The 16,235-nt window shown below is 59.9% G+C and carries 16 protein-coding genes; 3 read left to right on the forward strand and 13 right to left on the reverse strand.

Annotation, left to right across the window (positions count from 1 at the left end):
- Positions 1 to 2: 2 nt before the first annotated feature.
- Together recJ and K5Y35_RS02185 are read right to left on the reverse strand one after the other, a co-directional pair.
- On the reverse strand, positions 3 to 1,712 hold the full coding sequence (gene recJ, locus K5Y35_RS02180) for a single-stranded-DNA-specific exonuclease RecJ (RefSeq protein WP_123464969.1): 1,710 nt from the start codon (positions 1,710 to 1,712) through the stop codon (positions 3 to 5).
- A 55-nt stretch (positions 1,713 to 1,767) separates the two neighbouring features.
- Positions 1,768 to 2,310: a YaeQ family protein gene (locus tag K5Y35_RS02185; RefSeq protein ID WP_047601370.1), complete on the reverse strand. Its 543-nt coding sequence runs from the start codon at positions 2,308 to 2,310 to the stop codon at positions 1,768 to 1,770.
- A 146-nt stretch (positions 2,311 to 2,456) separates the two neighbouring features.
- On the opposite strand from K5Y35_RS02185, the gene K5Y35_RS02190 reads away from it, so the two are divergent.
- On the forward strand, positions 2,457 to 3,656 hold the full coding sequence (locus tag K5Y35_RS02190) for a CaiB/BaiF CoA transferase family protein (RefSeq protein WP_128615252.1): 1,200 nt from the start codon (positions 2,457 to 2,459) through the stop codon (positions 3,654 to 3,656).
- Complete coding sequence (locus K5Y35_RS02195) at positions 3,604 to 4,563, forward strand: TIGR02285 family protein (RefSeq protein ID WP_222833589.1); 960 nt, start codon at positions 3,604 to 3,606, stop codon at positions 4,561 to 4,563. The genes K5Y35_RS02190 and K5Y35_RS02195 overlap by 53 nt, the downstream gene beginning before the upstream one ends.
- 175 nt (positions 4,564 to 4,738) lie before the next feature.
- On the opposite strand, the gene K5Y35_RS02200 is transcribed toward K5Y35_RS02195, so the two are convergent.
- The 7 genes from K5Y35_RS02200 to xerD form a co-directional block, all read right to left on the reverse strand.
- On the reverse strand, positions 4,739 to 5,020 hold the full coding sequence (locus K5Y35_RS02200) for a DUF3509 domain-containing protein (protein ID WP_123464963.1): 282 nt from the start codon (positions 5,018 to 5,020) through the stop codon (positions 4,739 to 4,741).
- Between the two features lie 167 nt (positions 5,021 to 5,187).
- Positions 5,188 to 5,592 carry a response regulator gene (locus tag K5Y35_RS02205; RefSeq protein WP_123464961.1) on the reverse strand — a complete coding sequence of 135 codons (405 nt, stop codon included), beginning with the start codon at positions 5,590 to 5,592 and terminating at the stop codon, positions 5,188 to 5,190.
- A 118-nt stretch (positions 5,593 to 5,710) separates the two neighbouring features.
- Entirely contained in the window at positions 5,711 to 7,084 is a 1,374-nt protein-coding gene (locus tag K5Y35_RS02210) for a transporter substrate-binding domain-containing protein (RefSeq protein ID WP_186745045.1), read from the reverse strand.
- A 120-nt stretch (positions 7,085 to 7,204) separates the two neighbouring features.
- Positions 7,205 to 8,614, reverse strand: coding sequence for a threonine synthase (thrC, locus tag K5Y35_RS02215; protein ID WP_123464957.1), 1,410 nt, complete (start codon positions 8,612 to 8,614; stop codon positions 7,205 to 7,207).
- A gap of 109 nt (positions 8,615 to 8,723) precedes the next feature.
- On the reverse strand, positions 8,724 to 10,028 hold the full coding sequence (locus K5Y35_RS02220) for a homoserine dehydrogenase (protein WP_123464955.1): 1,305 nt from the start codon (positions 10,026 to 10,028) through the stop codon (positions 8,724 to 8,726).
- Positions 10,029 to 10,159: 131 nt separating this feature from the next.
- The gene (gene dsbC / locus K5Y35_RS02225) at positions 10,160 to 10,891 is read right to left on the reverse strand and encodes a bifunctional protein-disulfide isomerase/oxidoreductase DsbC (RefSeq protein WP_222833590.1); all 732 of its coding nucleotides are present in this window, start codon (positions 10,889 to 10,891) and stop codon (positions 10,160 to 10,162) included.
- Positions 10,892 to 11,109: 218 nt separating this feature from the next.
- Positions 11,110 to 12,006 carry a site-specific tyrosine recombinase XerD gene (gene xerD / locus K5Y35_RS02230; protein ID WP_128615256.1) on the reverse strand — a complete coding sequence of 299 codons (897 nt, stop codon included), beginning with the start codon at positions 12,004 to 12,006 and terminating at the stop codon, positions 11,110 to 11,112.
- 108 nt (positions 12,007 to 12,114) lie between these two features.
- Here xerD and K5Y35_RS02235 point away from each other — a divergent pair, with 108 nt between their 5' ends.
- Entirely contained in the window at positions 12,115 to 13,923 is a 1,809-nt protein-coding gene (locus tag K5Y35_RS02235) for a cation:proton antiporter (protein ID WP_123464952.1), read from the forward strand.
- A gap of 118 nt (positions 13,924 to 14,041) precedes the next feature.
- On the opposite strand, the gene K5Y35_RS02240 is transcribed toward K5Y35_RS02235, so the two are convergent.
- From K5Y35_RS02240 to rimM, 4 genes are all read right to left on the reverse strand, one after another.
- Complete coding sequence (locus K5Y35_RS02240) at positions 14,042 to 14,455, reverse strand: acyl-CoA thioesterase (protein ID WP_041063151.1); 414 nt, start codon at positions 14,453 to 14,455, stop codon at positions 14,042 to 14,044.
- Positions 14,456 to 14,546: 91 nt separating this feature from the next.
- Positions 14,547 to 14,897: a 50S ribosomal protein L19 gene (gene rplS, locus K5Y35_RS02245; RefSeq protein ID WP_003175895.1), complete on the reverse strand. Its 351-nt coding sequence runs from the start codon at positions 14,895 to 14,897 to the stop codon at positions 14,547 to 14,549.
- Between the two features lie 45 nt (positions 14,898 to 14,942).
- The gene (gene trmD / locus K5Y35_RS02250) at positions 14,943 to 15,653 is read right to left on the reverse strand and encodes a tRNA (guanosine(37)-N1)-methyltransferase TrmD (protein ID WP_231988031.1); all 711 of its coding nucleotides are present in this window, start codon (positions 15,651 to 15,653) and stop codon (positions 14,943 to 14,945) included.
- A gap of 44 nt (positions 15,654 to 15,697) precedes the next feature.
- Positions 15,698 to 16,234, reverse strand: coding sequence for a ribosome maturation factor RimM (rimM, locus tag K5Y35_RS02255; protein WP_085688896.1), 537 nt, complete (start codon positions 16,232 to 16,234; stop codon positions 15,698 to 15,700).
- Between the last annotated feature and the right edge of the window lies 1 nt (position 16,235).

Genomic DNA, 16,235 nt, shown 5'->3' on the forward strand with positions numbered 1-16,235 from the left:
CGTCAGCGCGGTTCGATGTGGGCAATCATCAGTTGCACGGTCTCGTTGCCACGAAACTCGTTGACGTCGAGCTTGTAGGCCAGTTCAACCCATTGAATGGTCGGATTCGGCCAGACATCGCGGTCGATACCAAAGGCAATGCCGTCGAGCTTCACCGAACCGCACTCGCTTTTCAGCACCACTTTCAGATGCCGTTCACCCACCACACGCTGCTCGACCAACTGAAACACGCCGTGGAACAGCGGCTCCGGGAAGTGCTGGCCCCAAGGCCCGGCATGGCGCAAGGCACGGGCCAGTTCGAGGTGGAATTCCTCAACCGCCAGTGTTCCGTCCGACAGCATGCGTCCGGTCAGGTCTTCTTCGCGAAGTTGCCGACGCACTTCAGCATCGAATGCCTCGGCGAACAGCGCAAAATTCTCCTGTGGCAAGGTCAGGCCGGCCGCCATGGCGTGACCACCGTATTTGGCAATCAGGTTCGGATGTTGCGCCGCCACCACGCTCAGGGCGTCGCGAATATGGAAGCCCTGCACAGAACGCCCGGAGCCCTTGAGCAGACCGTCACCGGCATCAGCGAAGGCAATGGTCGGACGGAAATAACGCTCTTTCATCCGCGACGCGAGAATACCGATGACGCCCTGGTGCCACTCGGGATCGAACAGGCACAGACCGAACGGCATCGACTCCACCGGCAAGTCCTTGAGTTGGGCCAGCGCCTCGCGCTGCATGCCCTGCTCGATGGATTTGCGATCCTGATTCATGCCGTCCAGTTGCGCGGCCATTTCCCGAGCGCGGTTGGCGTCGGCGGTCAGCAGGCATTCGATACCCAGACTCATGTCGTCCAGGCGCCCCGCCGCGTTCAGGCGCGGGCCGACGATAAAACCGAGGTCGGTGGACGTAATACGTGCAGCGTCGCGCTTGGCCACTTCAAGGATCGCCTTGATCCCCGGCCGTGCGCGCCCGGCGCGAATCCGCTCCAGGCCCTGATGCACCAGAATCCGGTTGTTGGCATCCAGCGGCACCACGTCGGCAACGCTGCCCAGCGCCACCAGATCGAGCAGTTCGCCGATATTCGGTTGTGGTTGGCTCTCGTACCAGCCGAGGCTGCGCAGGCGCGCACGCAAGGCCATCAGGACATAGAAAATCACGCCCACGCCGGCCAGCGCCTTGCTCGGAAATTCGCAGCCCGGCTGGTTCGGGTTGACCAGCGCATCGGCCTGCGGCAGTTCATCGCCGGGCAAGTGGTGGTCAGTGATCAAGACCTTGAGCCCGGCCTTTTTCGCAGCGGCCACGCCTTCGACACTGGAGATGCCGTTGTCGACGGTAATCAGCAACTGCGGCTCGCGGGTCAGGGCGACTTCGACGATTTCCGGGGTCAGGCCATAGCCGTATTCGAAGCGGTTCGGCACCAGATAATCGACATGCGCCGCGCCCAACAGGCGCAACCCGAGCATGCCCACGGTACTGGCGGTCGCACCGTCCGCATCGAAGTCGCCAACGATCAGAATGCGCTGGCGCTGCTCCAGTGCCGTCACCAGCAAGTCGACCGCCGCATCAATGCCTTTGAGTTGCTGGAACGGGATCAAGCGCGCCAGGCTCTTGTCCAGTTCGGCCTCGGACTGCACGCCCCGCGCGGCGTACAGGCGGGTCAACAGCGGTGGAATATCACCGAGAAAAGGCAGAGTGGCAGGCAGCTGGCGAGGTTCGATACGCATGGGGTGACAGAGACTTCTCTTGAATACGTGGGTTTAATCCGGTGGCGGCGCAGGATCAGCCGCGCTCACCTTGCAGCCATTGCAACTGGACTTCGTGCTGACCACGGTCGTCGGTGACGAAGATCGTCCCTTCGCTGATCATCACGTCCCACTTGATGACGCGGGGCATGTCCTTGGCCAGGGTCTCCAGCACCTCTTGCGGCACGGCGGCGATGTTGACGTTTTTCAGGTTCTTGATCGCCGGGATCACCTTGGTTTCCCAGACGCGCAGGCTGCCGTACGCCAGCAGGCTGGTGCGCTCGGTGCGACGCGAGCACCAGGTCAGACGATCGGCATCCGGCTGGCCGACTTCGATCCAGTGCAGGACGCGGTCGTCCAGGCTCTTTTCCCACAGCGCAGGTTCATCCACGTCCGACAGACCACGACCGAACGACAACTGCTCGTTGTACCAGAGGGCGTAGGCCAGCAGCCGCACGGTCATGCGCTCTTCGGTCTCCGAAGGGTGACGGGCGATCGTCTGCTTGACGCTCTCGTAGATGCTGCGGTCGAGGTCGGTGAGGTTCAGTTCAAACTTGTACGTGGTCGAAGGCTGGGCCATGAACGGGCTTCTTGATACGAGGAAAGTCGGCAAGTCTAACCGATGCGGTAGGCAATCATCGAATTGATGGCGATCAAGCTGCGGCGTCTGACAGCCGGCTATGTTAAAACGCTGTATCTGCTCAGCCTTGTCCTACAGGATTCTGTATGCCGTTCGCCAACAAACCGCTCAGCGGTGTGAAAGTCATTGAATTGGGTACGTTGATTGCCGGGCCGTTTGCCTCGCGCATTTGCGGCGAGTTCGGTGCCGACGTGATCAAGATCGAGTCGCCGGACGGCGGTGATCCCTTGCGCAAATGGCGCAAGTTGTACGAAGGCACGTCGCTGTGGTGGTTCGTGCAGGCGCGCAATAAAAAGTCGCTGACGCTGAACCTCAAGCATCCCGACGGCCTGGCCATCCTGAAGAAATTGCTCGGCGAAGCCGACATTCTCATCGAGAATTTCCGCCCCGGCGTTCTGGAGAAACTGGGGCTGGGTTGGGAAACCCTGCACGCGCTGAACCCGAAACTGGTGATGGTGCGCCTCTCGGGTTTCGGTCAGACCGGACCGATGAAGGATCAGCCGGGGTTCGGCGCAGTCGGTGAGTCCATGGGCGGGTTGCGCTACATCACCGGTTTCGAGGACCGGCCACCGGTGCGCACCGGGATTTCCATCGGCGATTCGATTGCCGCGCTGTGGGGTGTGATCGGCGCACTGATGGCGTTGCGTCATCGCGAGGTCAACGGTGGCCTCGGCCAGGTGGTTGATGTGGCGCTATATGAAGCGATCTTCGCCATGATGGAAAGCATGGTCCCGGAGTTCGATGTGTTCGGTTTCATCCGTGAGCGCACCGGCAACATCATGCCGGGCATTACACCGTCGTCGATTCACACCAGTGCCGACGGCAAGCATGTGCAGATCGGCGCCAACGGCGATGCCATTTTCAAGCGCTTCATGATGATCATTGGCCGGGACGATCTGGCCAATGACCCGGCACTGGCGAGCAACGACGGACGCGACAATCGTCGCGACGAGTTGTATGGGGTGATCGATCGCTGGGTCAATTCGTTACCGCTGCAAACGGTGCTCGACCTGCTCAATCAGGCCGAGGTGCCCGCGAGCCGGATCTTCAGCGCCGAAGACATGTTCAACGATCCGCAGTACCTGGCGCGGGAAATGTTCCTGCACGCCAAGCTGCCGGACGGCAAGGACTTCAAGATGCCGGGCATCGTGCCGAAACTCTCTGAGACACCGGGCTCTTCCGAATGGGTCGGGCCGCAGCTCGGTGAACACAACGCGCAGGTACTCCACGACCTTGGCTACGACGAGCAACAGATCGCCCGGTTGCGCGAAGACGGAGCCATTTAAGCTGAAGCGCCAGCAGACATCTGAGGCCAACCGCGCCCATCACTGGTGGACGTGGCGCCTGTTCGGCCTGCTGTTTCTGCTGGCCGTGTCGACCGCAGCGCAGGCCAAACCGACGCTGATCTGGTTGTTGCGCGACCTGCCGCCCCTGACGATATTAGAAGGCCCGAAAAAGGACCAGGGCGTGATCGATCAATTGATGCCGCTGCTGATCGCCGGCCTGCCGCAATACGAACACACGCTGATGCGGGTCAATCGCGCCCGTGGCCTGCAGATGCTGCACGAAAACCCTTTTGCCTGTGACCCCGCGCTGTTGTGGAACAAGGACCGCGCGCAATGGGTCGTGTATTCGATCCCGGCGATACGCGTGGTGAGCAATGGTCTGGTGGTTCGTCAGCAAGACCGTTCGCTGCTCGAACCCTATCTGGTGGGCGGCGAGGTCGACCTGTCGGCGCTGTTGGCCGCCACCGACAGAAAGGTCGGCGTGGTCGCTGAACGCAGCTACGGCGAGTTCATCGACAACATACTCCATCAAGCCCACAGCGGTGCGCTGACCCCCCATTACGGTAACGAGGCGCTGAGCAATCTGCTGTCGATGCAGCGTCTGGGCCGATTGCAGGTGGTGCTGGGTTACTGGCCGGAAATCCGCTATCAGGCGAAACAGGCGAAGATCGCCGAGGACGATCTGGCGTTCTACCCCATCCAGGGCACCGGGAAATATCTCTCGGGTTACGTCGCCTGTTCCGACACGACTCAGGGACGTCAGGCGATCGGTGAAATCAACCAACTGTTGCGCACCCTGCCCCACGCGCATTTGAATCAGCTCTACGCGGCGTGGCTCGATCCCGAGCGACAGGCTGATTATCTGGAGCAGGCCCGTGTCTTTTTCGAGCAGCAGGCGACCCATTAAGCAAACGCCGGACAAAAGAAACCCCGAGAAGTGGGGAGACGACTCGGGGTTAAACGTGGTCTACAAAGGACCCGTAGCAGCAAGCGACAAGCACCGGAGCACAATGCTTGATCCTGCTGTTATGGGGTCTGACTGACAGGGATGCAGGAAGGTTCCCACAAAAAATATTTCATCTTCAGAGCGCCGGACGCTTGTCCAGTGCTGCGTTGCGCAATGCCGCGATGACACAGGGTTCCAGGCGCCCTTCGGCGATCAGAACGTCACGGTGCAGACCATCGACCACATCCGTCAGCAGGCGCTTGTCGCTCAACTGCGCCTGATTGAATTCGCGTTCCACCACAATTGCGCCGTTGCTGTTCTTCAAGGTCACCCGGCATTCGCCACGGGCGCCGCTTGCAGACAACGAAACCTGATACGGGCTCAGAGCCTCACCGAGCAATAGACTGATACTTTCCATCTCGATCTCCACTCAATAGTCCGAAAACATTGTGTCTGGGGCATGTCCACAGTAAATGACCACCGGCCCGAGAAGAAAGTTCTGCCTGCCGGTTGCTCCATCCCTGGAAGCGTTACCGGTCTGTCAGAGCATGCACGGTGAAGATGACAGAAAAATAACCGTACGCTTCAGGCCCGCGCCGCCATGGGCGCGAGCAGATAACGGTCCAGCAAACCTCTCATCAGCACCGCCGAGACCGGTGTTTGCAGGCACCCCAGCATTCGCAGGCGATGCTCGCACAGCAAGCGTTCAAGATCGCCCAACACACTCGATGCGACCGCCCCCAGCAGGATCAAAGCCCGAGCTTGATCCTGCTGCGCCAGATGATGGATCAGGGCCAGGCCATCGCCACCCTTGAGCTGCGGATCGCAGATGGCGATATCGACCGCGCCGCGATGCCCCAGGGAACACAAGGCCGATGCCAGCGACGGCGCGGTCAGAACGTCATAGATGCCGATGGCGTTGAGCATTTGATGCAACGCCATCAGTTGAAACGGATTGGGTTCAAGAATCAGGATTTTAAGCGAGCGCATAGGCGACCTCTAAAGCGACAATCGCGGACTCTCACCGCAGTTGTCGTTCACTCTAGGGCAGTCGTCTTAAGCCTCCCATCGGAAAAGTAGTCGCGTCCTATAGGACATTTCCTAATCCTCAGTGCGGACATCGGCATCCGCTTTCCGTCCTACGCTGGGTGATATCGGTCCAGCCGCCCAACAGACCGCGCAACTGGCCGTCGGCACTGTAGAACGGCACAGTCCACTGATAGACCTCACGCGGGCCATTTTTGAATTGCAATTGCCGTTTGCTGAAACGTGACTTGCGCGTGCGCAATTGCACCATGAACTCGTCGTGCAGCATCGAGGCCGTCGCTTCGGGCAACGCATCGACTTCGAACAGCAAGCGGCCCTGCACTTGATCCTGGCGAACCGAAAGCGCTTCTTCATAGCTGCGGTTGCACATGATCAGACGCCCTTGCAGATCGCGGACGAACATCGGGTCAGGCATGGAGTCGATCAGCGCGTGTTGAAACGCCAGTTGATCGCCCAGATCCTTCTCGGCCTCGCGGCGCAACTTGATCACCGCCGTCAGGCGCCGGTTCCACACCAGCGACAACAGACCGAAAATACTCCACCCGCCCATCACCCAGCAGCCCCATTCGATCATCCGCTGCCAGATCGACTGCTCCGGGACAGGTGCAACGCCCTCCAGCCATTTCAGGCGAATGGCCCGTAACTCGGTCGCGGGAAACGCCTCAAGTGCCTTGTTGAGAATACTCAGTAGCTCCGGCATGCCTTTGCGCACCGCCAGATGATCAGCTTCCCACTTGCCTTCCAGCAGCCCGCCCACCCTGAGCAATCCCAAGGGATAGAGCTGCGCCCCGATTTCATTTTCGATGGTGGCATAGGCTTCGCCGCTCTCGACCAATGCGCGGGCTTCGGCGTACGTCTTGACCGAACGCACTGTGATCAGCGGGAAATCGCGCCGAATCAGGTCTTCCAGAGCATGCCGGGCCGGCAGCACAACGACACGTCCGGCCAACTGCTCGAACGATTCCACCCGCGGCGCGCCGATGTGGCCGACGAACACCCAGCCTGCGCCACCGAAGGCATGGCTGAAATCCAGAAACACCTTGCGCTCGTCGCTCATGGCCAACGTCGTGCTGATGTCCGCCGCCCCGCTCTCCAGTCGCTCAAGCAGGTGGTCGGTGGAGAACGACTCCTGATGCACAAACTGCAGCCCGGTCATCGCACTGACGCGTTTGAGCACGTCGTTGTTCAAACCGCTCCATTGCCCGTGTTCATCCTGAAACAGGTACAACGGATATTGCACCGACGCCACCGTTACCCGAGGGTTTTCGTGAATCCATTGGCGCTCGCGGGCGTCCAGTTCCACAGGTTGAACATTGAATGCCGCGACCTCTTCGTGCAGCGCCAGCTGCGCCGCCAGGCTGCAACGCATCAACCCCAGTAATCCAAACAACAACATCCAGCCCAGTGCCGGTTTCAAACCTCTATAAAACAGCATTGCCACTTCCTTCGTGATCGACTCACCCGTCCTTCGTGGGTGAAAACCCGAGCAGTGTGGCAGCAGAAACAAAAAAGCCCGTCAGGAGACGGGCTTCAAAATGTGACAGCTTTTACTGGCTTAAAGCGGCTTGCCGCGGTTGCCATGCTGGCTGACAAAGGCCTGTACGGCTTTCAGCTCGTTTGGCAGAACGGTGCAGCGTTCATTTCGCTCAAACAAATCAGAAAGATGTGCAGGCAGTTCGAGTGCTTTTCCTACACCGGCTTTCTCTACCGCATCCGGGAATTTCACCGGGTGAGCGGTGCCCAGAATTACCATCGGAATGTCCAGGCTGCGGCGGCATTCGCGGGCGGCCTTGACGCCGATCGCGGTGTGCGGGTCCAGCACTTCGCCGCACTGCTCGTAGACTTCAGCGATGGTTTCGCAGGTCTGCGCGTCATCCACGGCGAGCGAGTCGAACAGCTTGCGGGCTTCAGTCCAGCGCTCTTGCTCGACGCTGAAACCACCACCCTGCTTGAACGAGTCCATCAGCCCGGCGATCGCTGCACCGTTGCGACCGTGCAGGTCGAACAGCAGGCGCTCGAAGTTCGACGAGACCATGATGTCCATCGACGGCGACAGCGTGGCGTGCAGGGTTTCCTTGACGTACTGATTGCCGCTCATGAAGCGGTGCAGGATGTCGTTGCGGTTGGTGGCGACGATCAACTGGTTGATCGGCAGGCCCATGTTGCGCGCCAGGTAACCGGCGAAGATGTCGCCGAAGTTACCGGTCGGCACCGAGAACGCCACCGAACGCGCCGGGCCGCCCAACTGCAGGGCGGCGTGGAAGTAGTAGACGATCTGGGCCATGATCCGCGCCCAGTTGATCGAGTTCACCGCCACCAGACGCGTGCCTTTGAGGAAGCTCTGGTCAGCGAAGCTGTTCTTGACCATTTCCTGGCAGTCATCGAAGTTGCCTTCGATGGCGATGTTGTGGATGTTCTCACCGAAAATCGTCGTCATCTGCCGACGCTGCACTTCGGACACGCGGTTGTGCGGGTGCAGGATGAAGATGTCGACATTTTCGCAGTGCTTGCAGCCTTCGATGGCAGCCGAACCGGTATCACCGGAGGTGGCGCCGACAATCACCACGCGCTCGCCGCGTTTTTCCAGCACGTAGTCGAGCAGGCGGCCGAGCAGTTGCAGGGCGAAGTCCTTGAACGCCAGAGTCGGGCCGTGGAACAGCTCCAGCACCCATTCGTTGCCGTTCAGTTGACGCAGCGGCGCGACGGCGCTGTGCGAGAACACGCCGTAGGTTTCTTCGAGAATCTTTTTGAAATCGGCGTCAGGAATGCTGCCGGTGACAAACGGGCGCATGACGCGGAAAGCCAGCTCGTGATACGGCAGGCCGGCCCAGGAAGCGATTTCTTCCTGGGTGAAACGTGGCAGGTTTTCCGGGACGTACAGACCGCCATCGGTGGCCAGACCGGCCAGCAGGACGTCTTCGAAATTCAGGGCCGGTGCCTGGCCGCGGGTACTGATATAACGCATGTTTTCAAACCTTCGGTTTGAGCTGCAAGCTGCGAGCTACAAGCTGCAAGTAAAAGCCAGACCGCTTTTCTCTTGCCACTTGCAGCTCGAAGCTTGCAGCTGCTTCTGTTTAGTTCAGGTGCTCGACGCGGATCCGTACAACCGGACCATTCACGCCGGCCAGCGCCTCGAGGGCGGCGATCGCATCGTTGATACGCTGCTCGACCACGCGGTGGGTCAGCAGGATCATCGGCACCAGACCGTCTTGCTCTTCGACTTCCTTCTGCATGATCGACTCGATGTTGATGCCGCGCTCCGAGAGGATGCTCGCCACCTGAGCCAGTACGCCCGGATGGTCCTTGGCCTGAATGCGCAGGTAATACGCGCTTTCGCAGGCTTCGATCGGCAGGATCGGATGGGCCGACAGCGAGTCCGGCTGGAAGGCCAGGTGCGGCACGCGGTTTTCCGGGTCGGAGGTCATGGCGCGAACCACGTCGACCAGGTCGGCGATCACCGACGACGCGGTTGGCTCCATGCCGGCGCCAGCGCCGTAGAACAGGGTCGAGCCGGCGGCGTCACCGTTGACCATCACCGCGTTCATCACACCGTTGACGTTGGCGATCAGACGATCGGCCGGGATCAGCGTCGGGTGTACGCGCAGCTCGATACCGGCCGCAGTGCTGCGAGCCACACCGAGGTGCTTGATGCGGTAGCCCAGCGCTTCGGCGTAGTTCACGTCAGCGGTGGTCAGTTTGGTGATGCCTTCGGTGTAAGCCTTGTCGAATTGCAGCGGAATACCGAACGCGATCGACGCCAGAATCGTCAGCTTGTGCGCGGCGTCGATGCCTTCGACGTCGAAGGTCGGATCGGCTTCGGCATAACCCAGCGCCTGCGCTTCGACCAGCACGTCTTCGAAGGTACGGCCCTTCTCGCGCATTTCGGTGAGAATGAAGTTGCCGGTGCCGTTGATGATCCCGGCAACCCAGTTGATGCGGTTGGCGGACAGGCCTTCGCGGATCGCCTTGATCACCGGAATGCCACCGGCCACCGCCGCTTCGAACGCGACGATCACGCCTTTCTCGCGTGCCTTGGCGAAAATTTCATTACCGTGAACGGCAATCAGAGCCTTGTTCGCGGTGACCACATGCTTGCCATTCTCGATGGCCTTGAGTACCAGCTCGCGGGCAACGGTGTAGCCGCCCATCAGCTCTATGACGATGTCGATCTCAGGGTTCGTGGCCACTTCGAAGACATCGGTGGTAATCGCAATACCGGTCGTCTGGAACTGAGGCTTTGGCGTGCGCATGGCAATTTGTGCCACTTCGATCCCACGCCCGGCACGACGAGCAATTTCCTCGGCGTTGCGCTGAAGTACGTTGAAGGTACCGCCACCGACGGTCCCTAACCCACAGATGCCTACTTTGACCGGATTCACTGTGAACTCCCCATAAAACGGCCGACGCTGGGTCGGCCGGAAAACAACCGCGTGCTCGCGGCCCTCTATTGATGGCCCGGCAATGCTGCTGCCGGACCATGATCGTCAACGGCTGACCGTGACGATGCGAATTACTTCGCGCCCAAGGCCAGTTTGGCGACTTGTGGCGCCGGCTGGTAGCCCGGAATGACTTGTCCGTCGGCCAAAACGATGGCCGGTGTGCCGTTCACGCCGATCGACTGACCGAGGGCGAACTGCTTCGAAACCGGGTTCTCGCACTTGGCGGCCTTGATTTCCTTGCCATCGACCATTTTGTCCATGGCATCTTTCTTGTCTTTCGAGCACCACACGGCTTGCAACTGCTCGTCACCCGGTGAGCCGAGGCCCTGACGCGGGAAGGCCACATAACGCACTTCGATGCCGCGCTTGTTCAGCTCGGGCACTTCGGCGTGCAGCTTGTGGCAGTACGGGCAGGTGGTATCGGTGAACACGGTGATGTGCGATTTGGTCTCGCCCACGGCCGGGTACACCACAGTCTCGGCCACCGGGATGGCGTTGACCAGTTTGGAGATGCCCAGGCGTTCGGTCTTCTCGGTCAGGTTGACCGGTTTGCCGTCCTTGAGCTGGAACAGATAGCCCTGAACGATGTACTGGCCATCGGCGCTGGCGTACAGCACGCGGCTGCCCTTGAGCTTGACTTCATACATGCCCGGCAACGGGCTGGCGCTGATGCTTTCTACCGGAACCTCGAGTTCGAGTTTTTCCAGGCTTTGACGAATGGCTTTGTCGGCCGCGTCATCGGCGACGGCAAAGGTGCTGACCAACGCAATGGCTGCGGCGGCGAAAATCTGGGTCAGACGCATGAGAACTCCTGAAGGCGGACAAATGAAGCGGTCAGAACGCCCGTGCCGGAACACCGGGTCATAACCGTCCATCGTGCAAACCGGCAAAGCCTAACACATAAGGTCACGGTGGCCGAATGCGCCTGACACAAGACACTCAAGGCCAACTGACACACATTATTGTGGCGAGGGGATTTATCCCCTCACCACAGGTACACACTCCACCATTGGAGATTTCATCAGCCGCGCGGGTGGTGTTTGGCGTGCAGGTCCTGCAGGCGGGCGCGGGCAACGTGAGTGTAGATCTGCGTAGTGGAAAGGTCGCTGTGCCCGAGCAACATCTGCACCACGCGCAAATCCGCGCCGTGATTGAGCAGGTGCGTGGCAAATGCGTGACGCAAGGTGTGCGGCGACAGCGACTTGCCAATCCCGGCGACCTTGGCCCAATGCTTGATGCGATGCCAGAAGGTCTGGCGGGTCATCTGTTCGCCGCGCTGGCTGGGAAACAGCACATCGCTGGGCCGGCCACCGAGCAGCTCGCTACGGCCATCGCGCATGTAACGCTCGACCCAGACGATCGCCTCCTCGCCCATTGGCACCAGCCGTTCCTTGCTGCCCTTGCCCATCACCCGCAACACGCCCTGGCGCAGGTTGACCTGCTCCAGCGTCAGGCTCACCAGTTCGGTCACCCGCAGCCCGCAGGCGTAGAGCACTTCAAGCATGGCGCGGTCACGCTGGCCGATGGCTTCGCTCAGATCCGGCGCCTTCAGCAAGGCTTCCACGTCGGCTTCGGACAGGGATTTGGGCAGCGGTCGGCCAAGTTGTGGCATGTCGACGCGCAATGTCGGATCGACACTGATCAGCTTTTCCCGCAGCAAATAACGATAAAAGCCACGCACACCGGAGAGAAATCTCGCGGTGGAACGTGGTTTGTAGTTCTGCTCCAGACGCCAGGCCAAGTGGTCGAGGATCAATTCACGACCGGCGTTGATCAGCTCGAGGTTTTTCTCCTGCAGCCAGCCATTGAACAGCGCCAGGTCGCTGCGGTAGGCGCCGCGGGTGTTTTCCGACAGGCCCTTCTCCAGCCATAAAGCGTCGAGGAATTGGTCAATCAGCGGATGGTCAATAGCAGGCATGGGCGCTCAAGACACGCAACCTCGGGGATTGCGCGCAAATGTAGAGTGAACTGTAGGAATGGGCGCTAGTCTTTCATAGCCCGCTATTTCAAGGAACAGGGAGCTTCAATGAACGAGCAGCAAATTCTCTTGGCATTCGGCGGGATTGGCGCTGCTGCGCTGGGCTGTCAGTGGCTGGCGTGGCGCTTGAAGCTGCCGGCGATTCTGTTTCTGTTGCTGACCGGGATTCTCGCGGGACCGGTACTCGGCTGGCTCGATCCGCAGGAAATGTTCGGACCGCTGCTGATGCCTCTGGTGTCACTGGCGGTGGCATTGATCCTGTTCGAGGGCAGCCTGACCCTGCATCTGTCTGAATGGCGCGAGATCGGCAGCGTCGTGCATCGTCTGGTGACCATCGGCGCCCTCGCCACCTGGGTAGTGATCGCCGTCGCCACGCATTTTCTACTCGGTTTCGACTGGCTGCTCGCCATCCTTTTCGGCAGCCTGACACTGGTGACCGGCCCGACGGTGATCGTGCCGATGTTGCGGGTGGTGCGCCCCAAAGCGTCGATCGCCAACATTCTGCGCTGGGAAGGTATCGTCATCGACCCGATCGGCGCCCTGCTCGCCGTGGTGGTCTACAGCTTCATCATTGCCAGCGGCGAGGGCCAGGGGCTCAAGCAGAGCCTGCTGACTTTCGGCGGCGTGATTCTCTGCGGCAGCGTGTTCGGGATTGTCGGTGGCTGGGTGCTCGGCACCATCATCCGTCGCCAGTGGCTGCCGGAGTATCTGCATAACCTCGCGTCGCTGGCGGCAGTGCTGGGGATTTTCATTGCAGCCAACCAAGTGATGCACGAATCCGGCCTGCTGGCGGTGACGCTGATGGGCATGTGGCTGGCCAACATGAAGGGCGTGGATGTGCGGCACATTCTGCACTTCAAGGAAAACCTCAGTGTGCTGTTGATTTCCGGGCTGTTCATCTTGTTGGCGGCCCGTCTGGATCTGAATGCACTGATCGGCCTCGGCCCTTTGGTGCTGATCCTGCTGCTGGTGATTCAACTGATCGCGCGCCCGCTGAACGTACTGCTGAGTACCGCTGGCTCCAGCCTGAGCTGGCGCGAGCGCGCCTTGCTGTGCTGGATCGCTCCGCGCGGGATCGTGGCGGCGGCGGTGTCGGCAATTTTCGCGATTCGCCTGGACGAAGCCGGGCACGAGGGTGCGCTGCTGCTGGTACCACTGACGTTTGCGGTGATCATCGGCACCGTGGTTCTGCAGAGCGCCACCGCTCGGCCACTGGCCCGCCTGCTGAAGGTGGCAGAACCGGCGCCGAGTGGTTTCCTGATCGTCGGCGCCAACAGCCCGGCGCGGGCGCTGGGCAAATCACTGCAGCAACTGGGTAGCCGCGTGCTGCTGACCGATTCGAGCTGGGAAAACATTCGTGCGGCGCGCATGGAAGGTCTGCCGACCTACTTCGGCAATCCGGCCTCGCAGCACGCCGACGCACATCTGGACCTGGTCGGGCTGGGACATTTGCTGGCGCTGTCGCCCTCCGGTGAACTCAACACCCTGGCGGCGATGCGCTTTCGCCACGACTTCGGCCATCAGCGGCTGTTTGGCCTGGCCAGCGGCCATGAAAGCCGTCGCAGCGACAAACACCGAGCGAGTCTGGAACATCGTGGCAATCAACTGGGCAGTGAGGCGTTGACCTACGCGAAACTGGCCAGCCAGATGGGCCAGGGGGCCGAGCTGTACAGCACGACGTTGACCGATGGTTTTGGCTGGGAGGATTACCGGGCGCTGCATGGTAATCGTGCGACTTTGCTGTTTATGCGCGATGACAGCGGGTGGGTGCATGTGGTGACGCCGGAGACTGCTTTGAAACCAGGATCCGGGTGGACGCTGCTGGCGTTGATTCAGCCTGAGGCCAGCGGCGCCTGACCTGACGCCTTCGCGAGCAAGCTCGCTCCCACAGGGTTCGTGTCGAACATAAAAACTGTGAACGACACACTTCCTGTGGGAGCGAGCTTGCTCGCGAACGGCTCGACTCTAATCGGGATCAGGCAGCAAACCCGGGCAGCACTGGCACCGGCCGCTTGTCATCATCAATGGCGACAAAGCTGAACTGTCCGTGGATTGCCTTCTCGCGGCCATCACAACTCATGCTCTCGACGAACACTTCCACCTCGACCTTGAGGCTGGTATTGCCGACTTTGATCACCCGTCCTACCAACTCGACGATGGAACCGGCCGGGATCGCGTGGTTGAAGTCGATGCGGTCGGTGGACACGGTCACCAGCGGCAACCGGCAGAAGCGCGTGGCGGTGATGAACGACACCTCATCCATCCAGGCGAGCGCCGTGCCGCCGAACAGGGTGTTGTGGTGGTTGGTGGTCGGCGGGAAGACAGCCTTGGTCACGCGGGTTACCGAGAGTTCGGTGCGGCGCTGGATTTCCTGGTCACGGGTGGTCATGGTTCTGGCCTGAAACAAAAAAGCTGTGGATAAATTGCGGGCAACAAAAAAGCAGCCCGTAGGCTGCTTTTTTCTGCATCGGAAGCTGGACTTAAGCCAGTTTTTCCTTGATGCGAGCTGCTTTACCCGACAGGTCGCGCAGGTAGTACAGCTTGGCTTTACGTACGTCACCGCGACGTTTAACAGCCATGCTGTCGATCTGCGGGGAGTAGGTCTGGAAAGTACGTTCTACGCCAACACCGTTGGAGATTTTACGCACGGTGAACGCACTGTTCACGCCGCGGTTACGCTTGGCGATTACAACGCCTTCGAACGCTTGCAGACGGGAACGATCGCCTTCCTTCACTTTCACCTGAACGACAATGGTGTCGCCCGGGGCAAAGGTAGGGATTTCTTTGGTCATCTGCTCTGCTTCGAGTGCAAGGATGATTTTGTTGGTCATGCTGTGCTCCTAAGGTAAATCGTCGGATCTACCATCGATACGTTGTTAACTATCGTCCCGCTCGCGGATGTATTCCTCGAGCAGCTTCTTCTCTTCTCCAGAAAGCGAGCGGCTTTCCAGAAGATCGGCGCGTCGTTCATAGGTCCTACCAAGGGACTGCTGTAAACGCCAACGCCGGATATGCGCGTGATTGCCACTCAGCAACACGTCGGGAACACGCTGATCCGCATACACCTCAGGTCGGGTGTAGTGCGGGCAATCCAGCAGACCATCCGTAAAGGAATCTTCCTCAGCGGAATCCGCATGCCCTAAAGCTCCAGGCAGCAGTCGTGTAACCGCATCGATCAGGACCATGGCCGGCAGCTCGCCGCCAGACAGTACATAGTCGCCAATCGACCACTCTTCATCGACATGAGCCTCAATAAAGCGCTCGTCAATGCCTTCATAGCGGCCGGCAATCAGGATCAGTGCATCCGATTGTGCCAGCTCGCGTACCGCCGACTGAGTCAGTTGACGGCCTTGGGGGGACAGGTAAATCACCTTCGCCGCCTCCCCGGCTGCTGCCTTGGCCTGAACCAGAGCATCTTCCAGGGGCTTGATCTTCATCACCATGCCCGGACCACCGCCAAACGGGCGATCGTCCACAGTGTGATGCCGATCCGTCGTGTAATCTCGCGGATTCCAACAGGTCAGCTGCAAGAGCCCCTGTTTGACCGCACGACTGGTGATGCCGTAGTCGCCAATGGCGGAAAACATCTCGGGAAACAAACTGATCACTTCTACGCGCAAATTAGCCACGTTTAGAAGTCCGCATCCCAATCCACCTTCATCTCGCCCGCTGCGAGGTCGACAGCCAACACGCATTGCTCCGTATAGGGCAACAGGCGTTCACGATCATCCAGGCTGCCAGCGCAAGGCTTGACTACCATTACATCATTGGCGCCGGTTTCCAGAAGATGATCGATTTTCCCCAGCAATTGCCCGAGGGTGTCGATGACCTTCAGACCTTCCAGCTGGTACCAGTAGTACTCGCCTTCGGTCAATTCAGCGAACAGGTTGCGCGGCACGCAGATCTCATAACCGGCCAGAAGACGAGCTTCTTCACGATCATCGAGACCCTTGAGCTTTGCGACCAGGAACTTGTCGCTCCCGCGTCCACTGACCAGCTCGACCTGTTTGACATTGCCTTCGCGCTTGAGCGTCCAGGTTTTGTACTGCAACAGGTTTTCAGTCGGATCAGTAAAGGAATAAACCTTCACTTCGCCGCGAACGCCGTGAACAGAATAAATTTTGCCAATAACGATCAAATCATCGGCAACAGCAGGCGTCGCGTTCATA

This window comes from Pseudomonas sp. SC3(2021) (assembly GCF_019856535.1).
Lineage (GTDB): Bacteria > Pseudomonadota > Gammaproteobacteria > Pseudomonadales > Pseudomonadaceae > Aquipseudomonas > Aquipseudomonas monsensis.

Excerpts from the sequence above, each read along its gene's own strand:
- recJ (WP_123464969.1), bottom strand. The coding sequence starts at position 1,712 with ATGCGTATCGAACCTCGCCAGCTGCCTGCCACTCTGCCTTTTCTCGGT.
- K5Y35_RS02185 (WP_047601370.1), bottom strand. The coding sequence starts at position 2,310 with ATGGCCCAGCCTTCGACCACGTACAAGTTTGAACTGAACCTCACCGAC.
- K5Y35_RS02190 (WP_128615252.1), top strand. The coding sequence starts at position 2,457 with ATGCCGTTCGCCAACAAACCGCTCAGCGGTGTGAAAGTCATTGAATTG.
- K5Y35_RS02200 (WP_123464963.1), bottom strand. The coding sequence starts at position 5,020 with ATGGAAAGTATCAGTCTATTGCTCGGTGAGGCTCTGAGCCCGTATCAG.
- K5Y35_RS02205 (WP_123464961.1), bottom strand. The coding sequence starts at position 5,592 with ATGCGCTCGCTTAAAATCCTGATTCTTGAACCCAATCCGTTTCAACTG.
- K5Y35_RS02210 (WP_186745045.1), bottom strand. The coding sequence starts at position 7,084 with ATGCTGTTTTATAGAGGTTTGAAACCGGCACTGGGCTGGATGTTGTTG.
- thrC (WP_123464957.1), bottom strand. The coding sequence starts at position 8,614 with ATGCGTTATATCAGTACCCGCGGCCAGGCACCGGCCCTGAATTTCGAA.
- dsbC (WP_222833590.1), bottom strand. The coding sequence starts at position 10,891 with ATGCGTCTGACCCAGATTTTCGCCGCCGCAGCCATTGCGTTGGTCAGC.
- xerD (WP_128615256.1), bottom strand. The coding sequence starts at position 12,006 with ATGCCTGCTATTGACCATCCGCTGATTGACCAATTCCTCGACGCTTTA.
- K5Y35_RS02235 (WP_123464952.1), top strand. The coding sequence starts at position 12,115 with ATGAACGAGCAGCAAATTCTCTTGGCATTCGGCGGGATTGGCGCTGCT.
- K5Y35_RS02240 (WP_041063151.1), bottom strand. The coding sequence starts at position 14,455 with ATGACCACCCGTGACCAGGAAATCCAGCGCCGCACCGAACTCTCGGTA.
- rplS (WP_003175895.1), bottom strand. The coding sequence starts at position 14,897 with ATGACCAACAAAATCATCCTTGCACTCGAAGCAGAGCAGATGACCAAA.
- trmD (WP_231988031.1), bottom strand. The coding sequence starts at position 15,653 with ATGTTTTCCGCCATTGGCGACTACGGCATCACCAGTCGTGCGGTCAAA.
- rimM (WP_085688896.1), bottom strand. The coding sequence starts at position 16,234 with ATGAACGCGACGCCTGCTGTTGCCGATGATTTGATCGTTATTGGCAAA.